The following is a 15,815-nucleotide window of genomic DNA, read 5'->3' as shown; positions in this document are numbered from 1 at the left end:
AAGCCGTCAGCCCTGCGCCTCCGGGTCCGGCTTCAGCGCCGCGAAGAGCGTGGGCCAGTCGGGCTCGGGGGAATCCGGGTCATCGTACAGCTCGAACGTCTTGCCCGACGCCGACGGGTCGAACAGCGCCGCCACGACGGCTGCCGCCACGGCGTCGCGGCTGATGCGGCCTTCGCCGGTGTCGCCCTGCTCGACGCGCACGCCGTCGGCCGGCCGGTCGTGCAGCCAGCTCGGGCGGACGATCGTGTACTGCGCCCCGCTCTCCCGCAACGCCTGCTCCCCGCGGGCCCGCGCCTCGATCCGCGCGCCCATGTCCGGGTGCTTCGCGCCGCGGGTCACGTAGATCTGCGACACCAGCACCACCGGCACGTCCTCCCGCGCGGCGACCGTCGCGACGGCCGCGATGCCGTGGTGCACAACGGCTTCCGCCTCGCCGGGGTCCGCGGGCGGCTCCACGCACACCACGATCCCGTCGGCGCCCGCGAACACCGCCGGGTCGGGCTCGGCGAGGTCCAGCCGCACCACGCCCTCCGCCGCCACCCGCCCCGTCACCACGACGCGGTGCCCGTCCCGATCGAGCAGGCGGGCCACCCGGCGCCCGGTCCGCCCGGTGCCGCCGACCACGACGAAGCTGCTCATCTTCCGCCTCCCGGCTCGCTGGTGCGCACCAGGATGGCCTTGATCAACTTCTCGGTCAATGGCCGGTGAGGCACAGGGGAGCGATGGGTGGTCAACGGGGCGAGCGGCGGAAGCCAGGCGCCGGTGTGCGCCAGCCCGCTGTCCGCTCACCTTGGCGGTCGGCGCCCGGTCAGGCGCCGGACAGCGAAACCCGGCCGTCGTCCCCGCCCAGGGCACGCAACCGGTCCGCGAGCGCCTCCTCCTGCTTGGCCACCTGCAGTTCCCGCCAGATGCCGAGTGATCGCACCACGTACTCGCGTGCCTTGTCCCGCTGGCCCAGCCGCTCGTGCAACTCACCGAGCAGCTCCGCCGCCTCCGCCTCCGACCGGCGGTCGCCGTTGCGCTGGTGCACCGACAGCGAGTTCACCAGCAACAACCGGGCGTGCGCGAGATCGCCGCTGGCCAGGTACAGCCTGCCCAGGCTCTGGTGCGCGTATCCGACGCAATGATCGTCCCCCAGCTCGTCGAAGATCGCGATCGCCCTGTCCAGCTCCTGCCGCGCCTCGCCGAGGTTGCCGCGGCTCTGGTGCAGCAGCGCAAGCCGTTGCAGCGCATGGGCTTCCCGGTGCCGGTCCCCGATCCCCGCGGACAGCTCGTAGGCGTCGGTGAACCACCGACCCGCTGTGGCGTAACAGTTCTGCGCGAGCCACACCGTGCCGACCGCGATGCGCACGACGGCCTCCCCGTGCCGGTCCCCGGCCCGCGCGAACAGTTCCAGCGCTTCGTGGCAGTGGTCGAGCGCGCGTTCGTTCTCGCCTGCCACGCGACGCACCGTGCCCAGCCCTGCCAGGGAAATCCCGGCGCCACGGTCGTCACCGACCTCGCGGAACAGCCGCAGTGACTGCTTGAACGCGTCGAGCGCTTCGTCGTAGGCGTCCCGGTACAGGTCGATCTGCCCGAGGTTGCGCAAGACGATCGCCTGCCCGTGCCGGTCCGGTGACCGGCGGGCGGCGGCGAGCGCGATCTCGTGCGTGCGCTGCCAGTCGTCGTGGTGCCCGCGCAGGTCGAAGTACGGGGTGAACGCCGCGGTGAGCCGCCACGCGAGATCGTCGAAACCCCAGGCCGCCGCCAGTTCCACCATCGCCACCGCCGTGCGCAGTTCCGCCTCGAACCAGGTGCTCGGCTCGGCCGGGAGACCGCCGGGGCGCCACAACGCCGCCTCCGTCGGCACGGACGTCACGCCGAAGAAGTGGATCGGCATGCGCTCGGCCGCCTCCACCGCCAGCGACAGGTAGCCCTCCAGCACCCGCCGCACCCTTGCGCGCCGCTCGTCGAGCGGTTCGAGCTCGGCCTGCTCGGCGGCGTAGACGCGCAACAGGTCGTGGAGCCGGTAGCGGGGCTGCCCGCCCACGTCGGCGGACACCATCTCGACGAGGTGGGCGTCGACGAGCACGTCCAGTACGTCCTCGGCATCGGCCCGGTCCAGCACCGCGCCCACGACCCAGCCGGGAAACTGCACCGGGCCCAGCAACCCCAGCCCCCGGAAGGCGCGCGCGGCGCTGCCGGGCAGCTGGTCGTAGCTCAACGTCACGCTCGCCCGCACGGCGAGATCGCCCACGCGCAGCTCGTCGAGCCTGCGGTGTTCGTCGGAGAGCCGGTCCGCCAGTCGCGCGAGCGTCCAATGAGGACGGTGGCTGAGCCGGGCGCCCGCGACCCTGATCGCGAGCGGCAGGCAGCCGCAGGCCCGCAGGATCGCCGCCGCGCCTTCGGGTTCCGCCGCCACACGTGCCTCGCCGACGATCGCCGCCAGCAGTTTCGCGGCCTCGTCCTCCGGCAGCACTTCCACGTCGAGCGAGCGCGCGCCTTCGAGGTCGGGCATCCGCACGCGGCTGGTGACCAGCACCGCGGACGCCCCGGCGCCGGGCAGCAGCGGGCGCACCTGCGCGGCGCTGCCGGCGTCGTCGAGCACGACGCACAACCGCCGTCCGGCGAGCCTGGCCCGCAGCAACGCCGACCGCTCGTCCAGCTGACGGGGCATCGCGGAGTCGGGAACTCCCAGTGCCCGCAACAGTTCCGGCAGCACGTCGAGGGGGCGGCGCGGCGACTCCGCGGTGCCACGCAGGTCGATGTGCAGTTGCCCGTCGGGGAATTCGGCCCGCATCGCGTGCGCGACCCGGACCGCGAGCGAGGACTTGCCGACGCCCGGGGCCCCGGACAACACGACCACGGCGGGGCGGTCGGCGGAGCGGGAGCCTTCGAGCAGGCGGACGAGTTCGGCGACGAGGTCCTCGCGGCCGGTGAAATCGGGGAGGTCGAGCGGAAGCTGGCACATGGGCACCGGATTCGCTGGTAACTGCTGGGGTTCGGCGGCCGTGGTGAGCTGCGCGCGCACCTGGCGCAGCGGGGCACCGGGTTCGGCGCCCAGCTCCTCCCGCAGCACGCGCTCGGCCTGGGTGTACGCGGTGAGCGCCTCGGTCCGGCGGCCGCACGCGTCGAGCGCGAGGATCAGCTGCTGCCACAGTTCCTCACGCAGCGGGTGGTCCGCGAGCAGTGCACGCAGCTCGACGACGGCGTCGGCGTGCTCCTCCAGCCCGATGCGCAACCGGATCCGCTGCTCCTGCGCCGCCAGCCGCAGCTCCGTGAGGCGGGCGATGGCCGAGGTCCAGGTGTGGTTGTGCGGCAGGTCCTCCAGCACCTGCCCGCGCCAGACGGCCAGCGCTTCCCCCAGCGCGGCGAGCGCCGCGTGTGGATCGGATAGTCCATCCGCATCGGTCAGGCGCTGCTCGAACACGGTGGAGTCGAGTTCACCGGGCTCGACGGTGACGACGTACCCGCCCGTCCGGCCCTGGATCCGTTCTGCCAGCGAGGAATCCGCCTCGGTCAGGCGGCGGCGGAGCGAGTGGACGTAGGTGCGGACGTTCGCGGCGGCCGAGCGTGGTGCCGAGCCGGGCCAGAGGACTTCGACGAGCGCATCCGTCGACACGACGACGTTGGGCTGCACCAACAACGCCGCCAGCAGCAGCCGCGGCTTCGGGCCGCCCAACGCGACCGGGTGGCCGGAGACCGCGACTTCGAGCGGTCCCAGGATGCGGAAGGAAATCACCGGACCGGATCGTATGGGCGTCGGCGGGGACGCCGCTAGCTCCATTCGTATGTCCGGTCGGTGAACCTTTTCCGACCGGAAGGGCAGTGGAGGCGGCCGTTCGGGCGAGTGTTACCGGACGCGTTTTCCGATGCCGCGGGTCCGCGGGCGCACCAACGCCGCCGCGGTCGGGCTGAGTTTCGGGCCGTGGGGTTCGGCGGCGGCGAGGCGGAAGCACGCGAGGACCCGGAACCCGGTCCACTCGGCGGCGGTCCAACCCTGCTCCCGCTCCGGCGGCACCCAGCCGTCGGCCTCCGCCTCCGACCACACGTCGTGGGCGTGCCCGGCGATGAGGACCAGCGTGCTCGCCGGGTCCTGCCTCGGGACCAGCTCCGTCTCGCAGCGGACGACCTCGGCGACGGCCGTCAGGTGCTCCTCGAAGACGCCCCACAGTGCCGGGTCGGCGGACAACGCGCGCCAGCCAGGCTCCAGCCACCCGGCGACCTCGTCGAGCCAGCGCCGGGCCGAACGGTCCGCCAGATAGTCGGCCCAGCCCATACGTCGATGATGAGCCCGCCGCCCACCCTTGCGCCACCCGGCGGGGGATTGTTCCGCCGGATGGCGTGTCACGTCGTCGGCCATGGCGACGCAGGGTGAGGGCGGCGACCCCGGTGCGTCAGCGGCCGTAGCCCGCCCGACGGAGCGCGTCGGCGAGCGCACCACCGGGAGCGGCGTCGCCGCCCTGGCGGCCCCGCTGCTGGCCACCGCCCTTGCGCTGGCCCTGACCGCCACGCTGCCCCTGACCACCACGCTGCCCCTGACCACCACGCTGGCCCTGGCCGCCGCCCTGCTGCTGCCGGGCCGGCTTCGGGCCGCCGCCGACCTCGTCGTCGAGGCGCAGCGTCAGCGAGATCCGGTTGCGGGGGATGTCGACGTCCAGCACCTTCACCTTGACGATGTCGCCGGGCTTGACCACGTCACGCGGGTCCTTGACGAAGTTCTTCGACAGCGCCGACACGTGCGCGAGCCCGTCCTGGTGCACGCCGATGTCGATGAACGCGCCGAACGCCGCCACGTTCGTCACGACACCCTCCAGCCGCATCCCCGGCTTGAGGTCGGCGATCTTCTCCACGCCCTCGGCGAACGTCGCGGTCTTGAACGCCGGACGCGGGTCGCGGCCCGGCTTCTCCAGCTCGGTCAGGATGTCGGTGACCGTGGGCAGACCGACGTTCTCGTCGACGAACTGCTCGGGCCGCACCGACTTCAGCGCGCGCTCGTTGCCCATCAGCTCACGCAGTTCCTTGCCCGTCGCGGCGAGGATGCGCTGCACCACCGGGTAGGACTCCGGGTGCACGCTGGAGGAGTCCAGCGGGTCGTCGCCGCCGCGGATCCGCAGGAAGCCGGCGCACTGCTCGAACGCCTTCGGGCCCAGCCGCGGCACCTGCTTGAGGACCTCGCGCGACCGGAACGGGCCGTGCTGGTCGCGGTGGCTCACGATGTTCTCCGCGAGCGAGGACGTGATGCCCGAAACGCGGGTCAGCAGCGGCGCGGACGCGGTGTTGACGTCCACGCCCACGGCGTTCACGCAGTCCTCGACCACGGCGTCCAGCGAACGCGACAGCGACACCTCGGACACGTCGTGCTGGTACTGCCCGACGCCGATGGACTTCGGGTCGATCTTGACCAGCTCGGCCAGCGGGTCCTGCAGGCGCCGGGCGATCGACACGGCGCCGCGCAGCGATACGTCCATGCCGGGCAGCTCCTGGGACGCGAACGCCGACGCGGAGTACACGGACGCGCCCGCCTCCGACACGACGGCCTTCGTGAGCTTCAGCTCCGGGTGCTTCTTGATCAGCTCCAGCGCGAGCTTGTCCGTCTCGCGCGAGGCGGTGCCGTTGCCGATGGCGATCAGCTCGACCTGGTGCTGCGCGGCGAGTTTCGCCAGTTTCGCGATCGACTCGTCCCAGCGGTTCGCGGGCTGGTGCGGGTAGATCGTGTCCGTGGCGACGACCTTGCCGGTCGCGTCGACGACGGCGACCTTCACGCCGGTGCGGAAGCCGGGGTCGAGGCCCATCGTCGCGCGGGTGCCCGCGGGCGCGGCCAGCAGCAGGTCACGCAGGTTCGCGGCGAACACCTTCACCGCGTCGTCCTCCGCGGCCTGCCGCAGCCGCAGCCGGAGGTCGATGCCGAGGTGCAGCAGGATCTTCGTGCGCCACGCCCAGCGAACCGTGTCCTGGAGCCACTTGTCGGCGGGACGGCCCTCGTTCGAGATGCCGAACCGCTGCGCGATGCGCTGCTCGTACTCGCTCGGCCCCACGCGGGGCTCGTCCGACGGCTCCTCGGGCTCGATCGTGAGGTCGAGGACTTCTTCCTTTTCACCGCGGAACATCGCCAGCACGCGGTGCGACGGCATCTTCGTGAAGGGCTCGGAGAAGTCGAAGTAGTCCGCGAACTTCGCGCCCTCGGTCTCCTTGCCGGGACGCACCTTCGACGCGAGGCGGCCCTGCGCCCACATCTTCTCGCGCAGCTCGCCGATCAGGTCCGCGTCCTCGCCGAAACGCTCGACCAGGATCGCCCTCGCACCGTCGAGCGCGGCCTGCGCGTCCGCGACCCCCTTCTCGGGGTCGACGAACACCGCGGCGGCGGCCTGCGGGTCGGTGGTCGGGTCGTTCAGCAGCCCGTCGGCCAGCGGCTCCAGGCCCGCCTCGCGCGCGATCTGCGCCTTGGTGCGCCGCTTCGGCTTGTAGGGCAGGTAGATGTCCTCCAGGCGCGCCTTCGTGTCCGCGAGCCGGATCCGCTCCTCCAGCTCCTCGGTCAGCTTGCCCTGGGTGCGGATCGAGTCGAGCACCGCCTCGCGCCGCTCGTCCAGCTCACGCAGGTAGCGCAGCCGCTCCTCCAGCGTGCGCAGCTGGGCGTCGTCGAGCATGCCCGTGGCTTCCTTGCGGTACCGGGCGATGAACGGCACCGTCGAGCCACCGTCGAGGAGGTCGACGGCCGCCTTGACCTGCCCCTCGCGCACGCCGAGTTCCCCGGCGATCCTCTGCTCGATCGACTGCACGACGCTCGTCACGTTCCTGATCCACTCCCTGGTCGAGATGTCCGGCCTGCATTGTGCATTCCAGCGGCGGGCCCGGTCCGTACAGGGTTGCCGAAAACCCGCCAGTAACCAAAACCCCGCCCGCCGCGACTGCCGGAGCATGGTCGAAAGGGCGGTGCGGGTGGCGGTGCACCTGAAACGGGTCACCGTCGACTCCGGTGGCTGCCCGGTGTCCCTGGCCTATCCCGGGATCCTGCTCACCGGCTACGAGGACGGGCGGCAGGTGCGGGAACGGTGGGTGCCCTTCGGGGACGACCCCTCGGAGGAGGACGACGAGCGCCTCGTCGAGGCCTTGCACCACGCTGTGCTGTGGCAGGAGCAAGGCGAGGCGTGGACGTAGCCGCTCAGCAGGAGCTGCGGTGTTCCGTGCACGGGTCTTCGACGCAGTCCCTGGTTGCCTGGCGTAGCAGGGTGTAGAGCGCCTCGCGCTGGGGGGCGTCCAGGTCGGCGAGCACCTCGTCCTCCACGGCGGCGAGTGCGAACTCCGCCTTCGCCAGGCGCTCCGCTCCCGCGCCGGTCAGCTCGACGATGTGCTTGCGGCGGTCCTGCGGGGAACGCCGCCGTTCGACGAGGGCTTCCGCCTCCAGATCGTTGAGCAGCCCGACGACGTTCGTGCCGTCCATCTCCAGCGTCCTCGCCAATGCCTGCTGGCTGCTGCCGCCGCTGTCCCGCAGCACCGTGAGCGCGACCAGGTGCCGCGGTCGCAGGCCGAGCGGGGCGAGCACGGCCTCCGCGCGCAGCCGCATGCGCCGCGACAGGTGGTCGAGCAGCGCGCCGACCCGGGGCGGCGGCTGGTTCACGACCGGGAGAGAGGCCATGACCACATGTTACGTGCTCGTGCAGCAATAGATGTGCTACTAATGGTTTGTCCAACACAAACTATCTACGAACGGTCAAACAGCATGCCTCATCTCCTGCACATCGACTCGAGCATCCAGGGCGAGGCGTCCGTGAGCCGCAGGCTGACGGCGCGCGCGGCGGCCGCCTGGCGGAAGGCGCATCCGGACGGCACGGTCACGTACCGCGACTTCGCCGCCGACCCGTTGCCGCACTTCGGTCCGGTGAACCTGGCCGCCCGGTCCCTGTCAGCCGACGAACACGCCGACGAGCACGCCGCGGCGGTCGCGGTGACCGAGGAGGCGGTGAACGACGTCAGGCGCGCCGACACGGTGCTGCTGGGGCTGCCGCTGTACAACTACGGCGCGCCGAGCAGCATCAAGGCGTGGGTGGACCACCTGATCACGCCGGGCCTGTCCTTCGACGCCGAGACCGGGAAGCCGCTCCTGGGCGGGCGGGAGTTCCTGGTGCTCGCGGCACGCGGCGGCGGTTACGGCGAGGGCACCCCGCGTGAGGGGTGGGACCACGCTTCCCCGTGGCTGCCCCACGGTCTGTCGCTGACGGGTCTCGAACCGCGGTTCATCGTGGCCGAGCTGACGCTGGCGAAGGCCAACCCGGCGATGGCGGACCTGATCCCGCTGGCGGAGGAGAGCCTGGCGGCGGCGGAACGCGAGATCGACGCCCTCTGGACGCCGGCGGTGGCCTGACGTTCAGCGCCGGGGTCGGCGCCGACGTGATGGGCACCAGCGCGGTGGCCGGGCGCGGTGCGGCACCCGGGCCGGCCCCACCGGGGCCGGGGTGGCAGCCAGTTCGGCCGCCACCCCGGCGACTGCGGCCCGCACGGCCAGGTTCGCCTCGGTGGGACGGCCATTGGCGGCCCAGTGCGGCAGCCGCGCTTCGCCCCCGCCGGTGCCGGGGTGGCAGCCACGGCTCGGCGGGGACCACGTACCGAAACCGAGACCGAGCGCTTCGGCCATCGTTCGGTGGCTCGCTCCGCGGCGCCGTATTCGGCGGTGATCGCGGCGACGAGCACTGCGCGACCCCGGCTTCGCTCGACGAGCGGCCCGCCTAGGCTGGCGCGGTGGTATCGGTCAGGAAGTTCCAGGTCACGTTCGACTGCGCGGATCCCGGGCGCGTAGCCCGGTTCTGGGGTGAGGTGCTCGGGTACACCGTGCCGCCGCTCGACGATCCGGGGCAGTCGGCCGTCTGCGTCGATCCCTCCGGCGAAGGGCCGCGGCTGTACTTCCAGCGCGTGCCCGAGGGCAAGGTCGTCAAGAACCGGGTGCACCTCTGCGTCCGCGTCGGCACCGGGCTCGTGGGCGAGGAACGCCTCGCCGCACTCGAAGCGGAGTGCGCGCGCCTGCTCCCGCTCGGCGCGGTCCGCGTGCGGCTGCTGGAGGCCGACGGCGAAGAGGAGTCGTGCATCGTCATGCAGGACGTCGAGGGCAACGAGTTCTGCCTCGACTGAGCCCCGAGGTCAGCTCAACCCGGCGTCGTGGACCAGGATCGCCACCTGCGTCCGGTTGGCCGCTTCGAGCTTGGCCATGATATGTCCGATGTGGACTTTCACGGTCGACTCGCTCAGGTTGAGCGCCCGTGCGATCTCCGCGTTGCTCAGCCCGCGTCCGATGTGGACGGCCACGTCGTGCTCCCGCGGCGTCAGCTCGGCCAGCCGTGCCTTGGCCTGCGCGCTCCCGCCCGCGGAAGCGAAGTCCGTCAGCAGCCGCTTCGTGATCTTCGGCGACAGCATCGCCTCGCCGCGGGCCGCGACCCGCACCGCCGTCACCAGCTCCCGCGGCGGGGTGTCCTTGAGGAGGAACCCGGCCGCGCCGTGGCGGAGTGCGGTGTAGACGTACTCGTCGACGTCGAACGTCGTCAGCACCACCACCGCCGGGGCCGCGGGGTGGCCGGCGAGCCGCTTGACCACCTCGAGCCCGCTCACACGGGGCATCTGGACGTCGGTGAGCACCACGTGCGGCCGGTGGCGGTCGGTCAGCTCGACCGCCCGCGTGCCGTCGGTGTCCTCCGCGACCACCGCGATGTCCCCGGCCGACTCCAGGATCATCCGGATACCGCTGCGGACGAGCTCCTCGTCCTCCAGCAGCACCACCTTGACCGTCACCGCTCCACCACCCCGACCGGGAACCGCGCCAGTACCTGGAACCGGCCGTCACCGGTCGGCCCGGTCCGCAGGTCACCGCCGGCCAGTTCGACTCGTTCGCGCATCCCGACGAGACCGTAGCCGGAGCCGGGGACGGTGCTGCCGTGCGGGGTCAGCCGGTTGGTCACCTCCACCACGAGCTGTTCCCCGGAGACATCCAGCCGGACGCCGACGGCGGCGTGCGGGGCGTGTTTCCCCGCGTTGGTGAGCGCTTCCTGCACGACCCGGTAGACAGCCCTGCCGACCTGGCCGGGCACCGCGGGCAGCGGGTCCGGCAGGGTCAGCTCGACCCGCGCCCCGGTCGCGACAACCTCGTCGACGAGGTGCTCCAGCGACGCGAGGACACCCGAGCCGGCGTCCGAGGAGGGGGCGTCGTCGCGCAGCACCCGCAGGATCCCGCGCAGTTCGTCGAGCGCGGCGACGCTGGTGGCCCTGATCGCTTCGGCCGCCTGTGCGGTTTGTTCGTCCGGCGCCTGCAGCGAAAGCCCGCCCGCCTGCAGCGCCACGGCGGTCACGCGATGGGCGACGACGTCGTGCATCTCCCGTGCGATCCGCCGCCGCTCGGCGAAGACGGCCCGGTCGGCGAGCAGCGTCCTGGTGCGCTCGGCCTCCTCCGCGCGTTCCCGCAACACGGTCAGCAGCACGGCGCGCTGGTGCATCCACAGGCCGGCCAGCGCCGGGCCGAGCACGTACAACCCGAGCGCGAGCGCGACGAAGGGGAGGCTCACCGGCTGCCGCAGCACCACCAGCAGGTACTCGGCGACCGCGGCGGTCACCACCGAAACCCCGGTCAGGACGCGCACGCCGTACCGGGCCGCGACCGAGTACTGCGCCACCATCCCCGGCAGCAGCGACACCCCGGCGGGCAGGCACGCCAGCGCGACCAGCAGCATCAGGAACGGCCACCGGCGCCGCGCCAGGAGGGCGAGCCCGGAGACGACCACCGCGGGCACGTAGAGCGCCGGATGCGGGTCACGCGGGTCGCCGCCCGCCAGCGTCACCGCGATCACGGCCGCGGCCACCGCGACGTCGAGCGCCAGCAGCACGATCCGGCCGTCCCACCAGCCCAGCCACCGCTTCACCGGGGCCAGGTTAGGCCCTGCCTGATCAACCGTCACGGCGTGCCAGTGTCCACGTCGCCGCCGCGAGCGCCACCACGACGAGCCCGGCGAACACCCCCGTCCCCGTGGCCGCGAACAACGCCGTGCCGCTGAACGGCAGCGCGGTCACCGGCACGCGGACGAGCGCGGCCAGCGCCGTTTCCGCGACCAGGGTCCATCCCGCGAACGCGCCGACCGCCAGTCCGGTGTGCCGCAGCAGCCCGCCGAGCGCCACCCCGGCGAGTCCGGAAAGGACGGTCAGGCAGAGCACCGCGCCCGCCGCCCTGCCTGCCGCCCCCGGGTCGGCAGGCAGGGCGCCCCCGCCGGTCAGCACCCCGGCGGCGGTCAGCACCACCATCAGGATCCCGCCGAACAGCCCGAGCCCGGCGGTGACCAGTGCCCGCGCGGTGACGATGCGGACCGGCGAGCGGAGGACGAGCCGAGTGGTGGTGAGGGTGCCGTGCTCGTGGTCGAGCCCGAACGCGGCGACGCCGAGCGCCGCGACCAGCAGCGCGCCCAGCCGGTCGACGACGCCGAACGCCGAGGTGAACGCGTCCAGTTCGCCGAGGTCGCGTTTGAGGCCCCAGTACAGGCCGGAGGCGAAGTGCAGCGCGCCCGCCGCCGCCAGGAGGAGCCACGTCGACCGCAGCGAGCGCGCCCGCACCCACTCGTAGGCCAGTGCGTGCTTCACGTCAGCTCACCCCGGTGCCGGACGGTGGCCGCGGTCGCGGCGAGGAAGGCGTCTTCGAGACCGCTGTGGCGCACGAACAGTTCCCGCACGCCGACCCCCGCGCGGGCGGCGACCGCGGAAACCCGCTCGGTGTCGGCGGTGCCGACGACCAGTTCGGCCGCCGCTTCCTTCCGCACGTGCAGGCCGTCGCGGGCCAGCGCCACCATCAGCACGCCGGGGTCGTCGACGCGAACGACCACTTCGGCGCGGGCGTGCCGTCGCACGAACTCCTCCAGCGGTCCCGCCGAAACGAGCCTGCCGGCGCCGATGACGACCAGGTCCTCGGCGAGCGACGTCATCTCGGCCAGCAGGTGCGACGACACCAGGATCGTGCGGCCCTCCCCGGCCAGCCCGCGCAGCAGATCGCGCAGCCACCGCATGCCCTCGGGGTCCAGTCCGGTGGCCGGTTCGTCGAGCAGCAGGTACTCCGGGTCGCCGAGCAGCGCGGTGGCCAGCCCGAGCCGCTGCCTCATGCCGAGGCTGAACCGGCCCGCGGGCCGCCGGGCCACGGATTCGAGCCCGACGGTCGCGAGGACCTCGCGCACGCGCCGGGCCGGCAGCCCGCCACCCGCGGCGACCATCCGCAGGTGCGCGGCGGCCGTCCTGGCCGGGTGCGCGGGAGCGGTGTCGGTGAGCACACCGACCGTCCGAAGTGGACCGGACACCTCCGCGTAGGTCCGGCCGCCGAACGTGGTGCGGCCGGAGCCCCTGGTGAGGCCCAGCATGAGGCGGATCGTCGTCGACTTGCCGGCGCCGTTCGGGCCGAGGAAACCGGTCACCACGCCGGGCCGCACGGTGAAGGACAGGTCCTCGACACCGGTGCCGCCGGGGTAGCGCTTGGTCAGTCCTTCCGCGACGATCATCGCCGCTCCGGCATGGAGGCGTCGCGCCGGCCGAACACGAACCACAGCAGGCTGCCGAGGAACGGCGCGCAGAAGGCGAACACCACCCACACCAGCTTCATGCCGCCGGTCAGGCGGGAGCGCAGGATGCTGACCAGCGCGGCCAGGAACAGCAGGACGAAGGCCAGCAGGAGGACCATCGACACACTGCCCACGGCCCAGCCCCAGAACTTCTCCTCACCTCGGCTCATGGCGTCCGAGTACATGAGTCCTCCTCGGGGACGTCGGTCTCTCGTGGTTCCACGATCGCCGACGGCGCCCGGTGAGCACATCCGATCTTCGGGGACTCCGGGATAGGCGGAAAGTACTAGTCCGCCAGCTTCGCCAGCAGTGCGCGCAGCCGCTCGTGCTCTTCGGCGTCGAGGCGGCTGAGCATCGAGCCGTTCACCGCGTCCGCGACCTGTTTCGCCGCGTGGAGGGCCTCGCGGCCGGCGTCGGTCAGGCGCAGGATCCGGCGGCGGCGGTCCGTGCCGACCGTGCGCGTGATCAGCCCGCGTTGCTCCATCCGCAACATCAGCCCGGCCAGCGTCGCCTTGTCGATGGCCGCCTGCTGGCCCACCGTGGCCTGGTCGACCTCCTCGCCCTCGTCGATCACGACCAGCACCGCGTACTGGGGTTTCGTCAGGTTCGGCAGCCTCGCCTGCCAGCGCGCGCCGTGCTCCTGGAGCACGCGCCGCATGAGGTGGAACACCGCTTCGTCGACCCGGGACATGCACCGATGGTAGTGTGAACACGAAAGGTTCGCATACGAACCATCGCGAGGAGGGTGCCGTGCGGTTGATCGTGGGGATGACGGGAGCGACCGGGGCGCCGCTGGGCGTGCGCCTGCTCGAAGCGCTGCACGAGCTGGCCGACGTCGAGACGCACCTGGTGCTCAGCCGCTGGGCGCGCACCACCATCGAGCTCGAAACCCCTTACCGCGCGAGGGAGGTCGCCAAGCTCGCCGACGTCGTGCACGGCTCCGGTGACCAGGCGGCCGGCATCTCGTCGGGTTCGTTCCGCACCGACGGGATGGTCGTGATCCCGTGCAGCATGAAGTCGCTGGCCGGGATCAGGGCCGGGTACGCCGACGGGCTCGTCGGGCGGGCCGCGGACGTCGTGCTCAAGGAACGCCGCAAGCTCGTGCTGGTGCCGCGGGAAACCCCGCTCAGCGAGATCCACCTGGACAACATGCTCGCGCTCGCGCGGATGGGCGTCGCGATCGTGCCGCCGATGCCCGCCTTCTACAACCACCCCGAGTCCGTGGACGACGTGCTCGACCACATCGTCGCCCGCGTGCTGGACCAGTTCGACCTGCCCGCACCACGGGCCCGTCGCTGGGCCGGCCTGCACCGATAGGAGAACCATGGCCTTCGACGATTTCCGGTCCTTTTTGGACACCCTCGACAGCGAAGGGCAGCTGCTGCGCGTCACCGAGCAGGTGGACGCCGAGCCCGATCTCGGTGCCGCCGCGAACGCCGCCGCCCGCCTCGGCGACCGCGCGCCCGCGCTGTACTTCGACAACGTCACCGGCTTCACCGACGCGCGGATCGCGTTGAACGTGCACGGTTCCTGGGCCAACCACGCGCTCGCGCTCGGCCTGCCCGCCGACATGCCGGTGAAGGACCAGGTGGCGGAGTTCATCCGCCGCTGGGAGACGTTCCCGGTCCCGCCGGAGCGGCGGGAAAACCCGCCGTGGGCGGAGAACACCCTGGAAGGCGACGACGTCGACCTGTTCGAGGTGCTGCCGCTGTTCCGGCTCAACGACGGGGACGGTGGTTTCTACCTCGACAAGGCCGCGGTGATCTCGCGTGATCCCGAGGACCCCGAGCACTTCGGCAAGCAGAACGTCGGCGTGTACCGGATGGAGGTCAAGGGCCGCGCGAAGCTGGGCCTGCAGCCGGTGCCGATGCACGACATCGCGCTGCACCTGGCGAAGGCCGAGGAGGTGGGTGAGGACCTGCCGGTCGCGATCGCGCTGGGCAACGACCCGGTGATGACGATCGTCGCGAGCACCCCGATGGCCTACGACCAGAGCGAGTACGAGATGGCCGGCGCGCTGCGGGGCGCGCCCGCGCCGATCGCGACCGCGCCGTTGACGGGGCTCGACGTGCCGTGGGGCGCGGAGGTCGTGCTGGAGGGCGTGATCGAGGGGCGCAAGCGCGAGATCGAGGGCCCGTTCGGCGAGTTCACCGGGCACTACTCGGGTGGCCGCAGCATGACCGTGGTGCGGATCGACCGGATTTCCTTCCGCGGCAATCCCATCTTCGAGTCGCTGTACCTCGGCATGCCGTGGACGGAGGTCGACTACCTCATCGGCGCGAGCACGTGCGTGCCGGTGTACCAGCAGCTCAAGCGCGAGTTCCCCGAGGTGCAGGCGGTCAACGCGATGTACACGCACGGGCTGCTCGCGATCGTCTCGACGAAGAAGCGCTACGGCGGGTTCGCGAAGGCCGTCGGGATGCGGGCGATGACGACGCCGCACGGACTCGGTTACCTCAAGATGGTGATCATGGTGGACGAGGACGTGGACCCGTTCAACCTGCCGCAGGTCATGTGGGCACTGTCCACAAAGGTCAACGCGGCGGGCGACATCGTCAACATCCCCAACCTGCCCGTGGTCGAGCTGGATCCCGGCTCGCAGCCGGCGGGCATCACGAACAAGCTGATCATCGACGCGACCACCCCGGTCGCCCCCGACAACCGCGGCCACTACAGCCAGCCGGTGCGTGACCTGCCCGAGGCGGGCGCGTGGCTGGCCAAGCTGCAGGGCATGCTCGCCAACCGGTAAGGAGAATTTCGCTGATGTGTCCCCGTTGTGGTCACGAGGCCCTGGAGAAGCTGGCGGATTCGCCGGTGCCCGGTGTGTGGGAGGTGCACCAGTGTCGGCTGTGCCTGTACACGTGGCGCACCACGGAACCCGCGCGCCGCACGCGGCGTGAGCTGTACCCGGCGGAGTTCCGCATGACGCGGGCCGATCTCGACAACGCGCCCGAGGTCCCGGCGATCCCGCCGCTGCGAGCCGCCCGGTGAGCGACACGCTGATGTGGGAGGTCCGCGCGGTGCCCGGCCGGCGGGAGGAGCTGCTGCGCTGGGTCGAGGCGACGGTGCGGCGGGAAGCCGACATCTACCTCGGCGGGGAGGACCGGATCGTCGTCATCGCCCGCGGCGTGGAGCGGCTGCCGGACCCGCCGGCGGAGCTGCTCGCGCGGCCCGTGCACCAGTGGCCGTTCCGGCACCATCGGCGGGTGCCGGGCGTTTAGCCGGGCGGGCCGGTGGCTTGGGTTTGGGTGCGTCACCGGCCCGCCT

At 72.2% G+C, this 15,815-nt stretch carries 18 protein-coding genes; 7 read left to right on the top strand and 11 right to left on the bottom strand.

Annotated features, from left to right (window positions below; translation table 11 throughout):
* Nucleotides 1-6: 6 nt before the first annotated feature.
* The 4 genes from BMZ92_RS05570 to BMZ92_RS05555 all read right to left on the bottom strand — a co-directional run bounded on the left by BMZ92_RS05570 (nucleotide 7) and on the right by BMZ92_RS05555 (nucleotide 6,770).
* The gene (locus BMZ92_RS05570; protein ID WP_091504626.1) at nucleotides 7-639 is read right to left on the bottom strand and encodes an SDR family oxidoreductase; all 633 of its coding nucleotides are present in this window, start codon (nucleotides 637-639) and stop codon (nucleotides 7-9) included.
* A 169-nt stretch (nucleotides 640-808) separates the two neighbouring features.
* Nucleotides 809-3,766 carry an AfsR/SARP family transcriptional regulator gene (locus BMZ92_RS05565; protein WP_091504625.1) on the bottom strand — a complete coding sequence of 986 codons (2,958 nt, stop codon included), beginning with the start codon at nucleotides 3,764-3,766 and terminating at the stop codon, nucleotides 809-811.
* 66 nt (nucleotides 3,767-3,832) lie between these two features.
* Entirely contained in the window at nucleotides 3,833-4,258 is a 426-nt protein-coding gene (locus tag BMZ92_RS05560; protein WP_091504624.1) for a DUF6401 family natural product biosynthesis protein, read from the bottom strand.
* Nucleotides 4,259-4,376: 118 nt separating this feature from the next.
* Entirely contained in the window at nucleotides 4,377-6,770 is a 2,394-nt protein-coding gene (locus BMZ92_RS05555) for a Tex family protein (RefSeq protein WP_245782911.1), read from the bottom strand.
* 127 nt (nucleotides 6,771-6,897) lie between these two features.
* Between BMZ92_RS05555 and BMZ92_RS05550 the strand changes: the two genes are divergently transcribed.
* Nucleotides 6,898-7,137, top strand: a complete 240-nt coding sequence (locus BMZ92_RS05550; RefSeq protein ID WP_091504622.1) for a hypothetical protein — start codon at nucleotides 6,898-6,900, stop codon at nucleotides 7,135-7,137.
* A gap of 4 nt (nucleotides 7,138-7,141) precedes the next feature.
* Here BMZ92_RS05550 and BMZ92_RS05545 read toward each other — a convergent pair whose 3' ends face one another.
* Nucleotides 7,142-7,615, bottom strand: coding sequence for a MarR family winged helix-turn-helix transcriptional regulator (locus BMZ92_RS05545; protein WP_091504621.1), 474 nt, complete (start codon nucleotides 7,613-7,615; stop codon nucleotides 7,142-7,144).
* An 84-nt stretch (nucleotides 7,616-7,699) separates the two neighbouring features.
* On the opposite strand from BMZ92_RS05545, the gene BMZ92_RS05540 reads away from it, so the two are divergent.
* Together BMZ92_RS05540 and BMZ92_RS05535 are read left to right on the top strand one after the other, a co-directional pair.
* Nucleotides 7,700-8,341 (top strand): FMN-dependent NADH-azoreductase, encoded by a 642-nt coding sequence (locus tag BMZ92_RS05540; RefSeq protein ID WP_091504620.1) that lies wholly within the window; start codon nucleotides 7,700-7,702, stop codon nucleotides 8,339-8,341.
* A 374-nt stretch (nucleotides 8,342-8,715) separates the two neighbouring features.
* A complete protein-coding gene (locus BMZ92_RS05535) occupies nucleotides 8,716-9,102 on the top strand; it encodes a VOC family protein (RefSeq protein WP_091504619.1) in 387 nt (128 codons plus the stop codon).
* A gap of 9 nt (nucleotides 9,103-9,111) precedes the next feature.
* On the opposite strand, the gene BMZ92_RS05530 is transcribed toward BMZ92_RS05535, so the two are convergent.
* The 6 genes from BMZ92_RS05530 to BMZ92_RS05505 all read right to left on the bottom strand — a co-directional run bounded on the left by BMZ92_RS05530 (nucleotide 9,112) and on the right by BMZ92_RS05505 (nucleotide 13,239).
* Entirely contained in the window at nucleotides 9,112-9,756 is a 645-nt protein-coding gene (locus tag BMZ92_RS05530; protein WP_091504618.1) for a response regulator, read from the bottom strand.
* Nucleotides 9,753-10,877: a sensor histidine kinase gene (locus tag BMZ92_RS05525; protein ID WP_218153403.1), complete on the bottom strand. Its 1,125-nt coding sequence runs from the start codon at nucleotides 10,875-10,877 to the stop codon at nucleotides 9,753-9,755. The genes BMZ92_RS05530 and BMZ92_RS05525 overlap by 4 nt, the downstream gene beginning before the upstream one ends.
* A 25-nt stretch (nucleotides 10,878-10,902) precedes the next feature.
* Nucleotides 10,903-11,586 carry a hypothetical protein gene (locus tag BMZ92_RS05520; RefSeq protein ID WP_091504617.1) on the bottom strand — a complete coding sequence of 228 codons (684 nt, stop codon included), beginning with the start codon at nucleotides 11,584-11,586 and terminating at the stop codon, nucleotides 10,903-10,905.
* On the bottom strand, nucleotides 11,583-12,488 hold the full coding sequence (locus tag BMZ92_RS05515) for an ABC transporter ATP-binding protein (RefSeq protein WP_091504616.1): 906 nt from the start codon (nucleotides 12,486-12,488) through the stop codon (nucleotides 11,583-11,585). The genes BMZ92_RS05520 and BMZ92_RS05515 overlap by 4 nt, the downstream gene beginning before the upstream one ends.
* Nucleotides 12,485-12,733: a PLD nuclease N-terminal domain-containing protein gene (locus BMZ92_RS05510; RefSeq protein WP_091504615.1), complete on the bottom strand. Its 249-nt coding sequence runs from the start codon at nucleotides 12,731-12,733 to the stop codon at nucleotides 12,485-12,487. Before BMZ92_RS05510 ends, BMZ92_RS05515 begins: the two co-directional genes overlap by 4 nt.
* A 101-nt stretch (nucleotides 12,734-12,834) precedes the next feature.
* Nucleotides 12,835-13,239: a MarR family winged helix-turn-helix transcriptional regulator gene (locus tag BMZ92_RS05505; protein ID WP_091504614.1), complete on the bottom strand. Its 405-nt coding sequence runs from the start codon at nucleotides 13,237-13,239 to the stop codon at nucleotides 12,835-12,837.
* A gap of 59 nt (nucleotides 13,240-13,298) precedes the next feature.
* Here BMZ92_RS05505 and BMZ92_RS05500 point away from each other — a divergent pair, with 59 nt between their 5' ends.
* From BMZ92_RS05500 to BMZ92_RS05485, 4 genes are read left to right on the top strand one after another with little or no spacing between them, the layout of a single operon-like run.
* Nucleotides 13,299-13,865 carry a non-oxidative hydroxyarylic acid decarboxylases subunit B gene (locus tag BMZ92_RS05500; protein WP_091504613.1) on the top strand — a complete coding sequence of 189 codons (567 nt, stop codon included), beginning with the start codon at nucleotides 13,299-13,301 and terminating at the stop codon, nucleotides 13,863-13,865.
* 7 nt (nucleotides 13,866-13,872) lie between these two features.
* Entirely contained in the window at nucleotides 13,873-15,297 is a 1,425-nt protein-coding gene (locus tag BMZ92_RS05495) for a non-oxidative hydroxyarylic acid decarboxylases subunit C (protein WP_091504612.1), read from the top strand.
* A 14-nt stretch (nucleotides 15,298-15,311) separates the two neighbouring features.
* Nucleotides 15,312-15,539, top strand: coding sequence for a non-oxidative hydroxyarylic acid decarboxylases subunit D (locus BMZ92_RS05490; RefSeq protein ID WP_218153402.1), 228 nt, complete (start codon nucleotides 15,312-15,314; stop codon nucleotides 15,537-15,539).
* The gene (locus BMZ92_RS05485; protein WP_091504611.1) at nucleotides 15,536-15,769 is read left to right on the top strand and encodes a hypothetical protein; all 234 of its coding nucleotides are present in this window, start codon (nucleotides 15,536-15,538) and stop codon (nucleotides 15,767-15,769) included. Before BMZ92_RS05490 ends, BMZ92_RS05485 begins: the two co-directional genes overlap by 4 nt.
* Nucleotides 15,770-15,815: the final 46 nt, after the last annotated feature.

The organism is Amycolatopsis sacchari (assembly GCF_900114035.1).
Taxonomy (GTDB): Bacteria; Actinomycetota; Actinomycetes; order Mycobacteriales; family Pseudonocardiaceae; genus Amycolatopsis_E; species Amycolatopsis_E sacchari.
This window is presented reverse-complemented; position numbering and strand designations above follow the sequence as displayed.

Bases quoted from the DNA above. Each gene is read 5' to 3' on its own strand.
- BMZ92_RS05490 (WP_218153402.1), top strand. From the start codon at position 15,312: ATGTGTCCCCGTTGTGGTCACGAGGCCCTGGAGAAGCTGGCGGATTCG.
- BMZ92_RS05550 (WP_091504622.1), top strand. From the start codon at position 6,898: ATGGTCGAAAGGGCGGTGCGGGTGGCGGTGCACCTGAAACGGGTCACC.
- BMZ92_RS05540 (WP_091504620.1), top strand. From the start codon at position 7,700: ATGCCTCATCTCCTGCACATCGACTCGAGCATCCAGGGCGAGGCGTCC.
- BMZ92_RS05505 (WP_091504614.1), bottom strand. From the start codon at position 13,239: ATGTCCCGGGTCGACGAAGCGGTGTTCCACCTCATGCGGCGCGTGCTC.
- BMZ92_RS05510 (WP_091504615.1), bottom strand. From the start codon at position 12,733: ATGTACTCGGACGCCATGAGCCGAGGTGAGGAGAAGTTCTGGGGCTGG.
- BMZ92_RS05560 (WP_091504624.1), bottom strand. From the start codon at position 4,258: ATGGGCTGGGCCGACTATCTGGCGGACCGTTCGGCCCGGCGCTGGCTC.
- BMZ92_RS05495 (WP_091504612.1), top strand. From the start codon at position 13,873: ATGGCCTTCGACGATTTCCGGTCCTTTTTGGACACCCTCGACAGCGAA.
- BMZ92_RS05515 (WP_091504616.1), bottom strand. From the start codon at position 12,488: ATGATCGTCGCGGAAGGACTGACCAAGCGCTACCCCGGCGGCACCGGT.
- BMZ92_RS05570 (WP_091504626.1), bottom strand. From the start codon at position 639: ATGAGCAGCTTCGTCGTGGTCGGCGGCACCGGGCGGACCGGGCGCCGG.
- BMZ92_RS05565 (WP_091504625.1), bottom strand. From the start codon at position 3,766: ATGGAGCTAGCGGCGTCCCCGCCGACGCCCATACGATCCGGTCCGGTG.
- BMZ92_RS05545 (WP_091504621.1), bottom strand. From the start codon at position 7,615: ATGGCCTCTCTCCCGGTCGTGAACCAGCCGCCGCCCCGGGTCGGCGCG.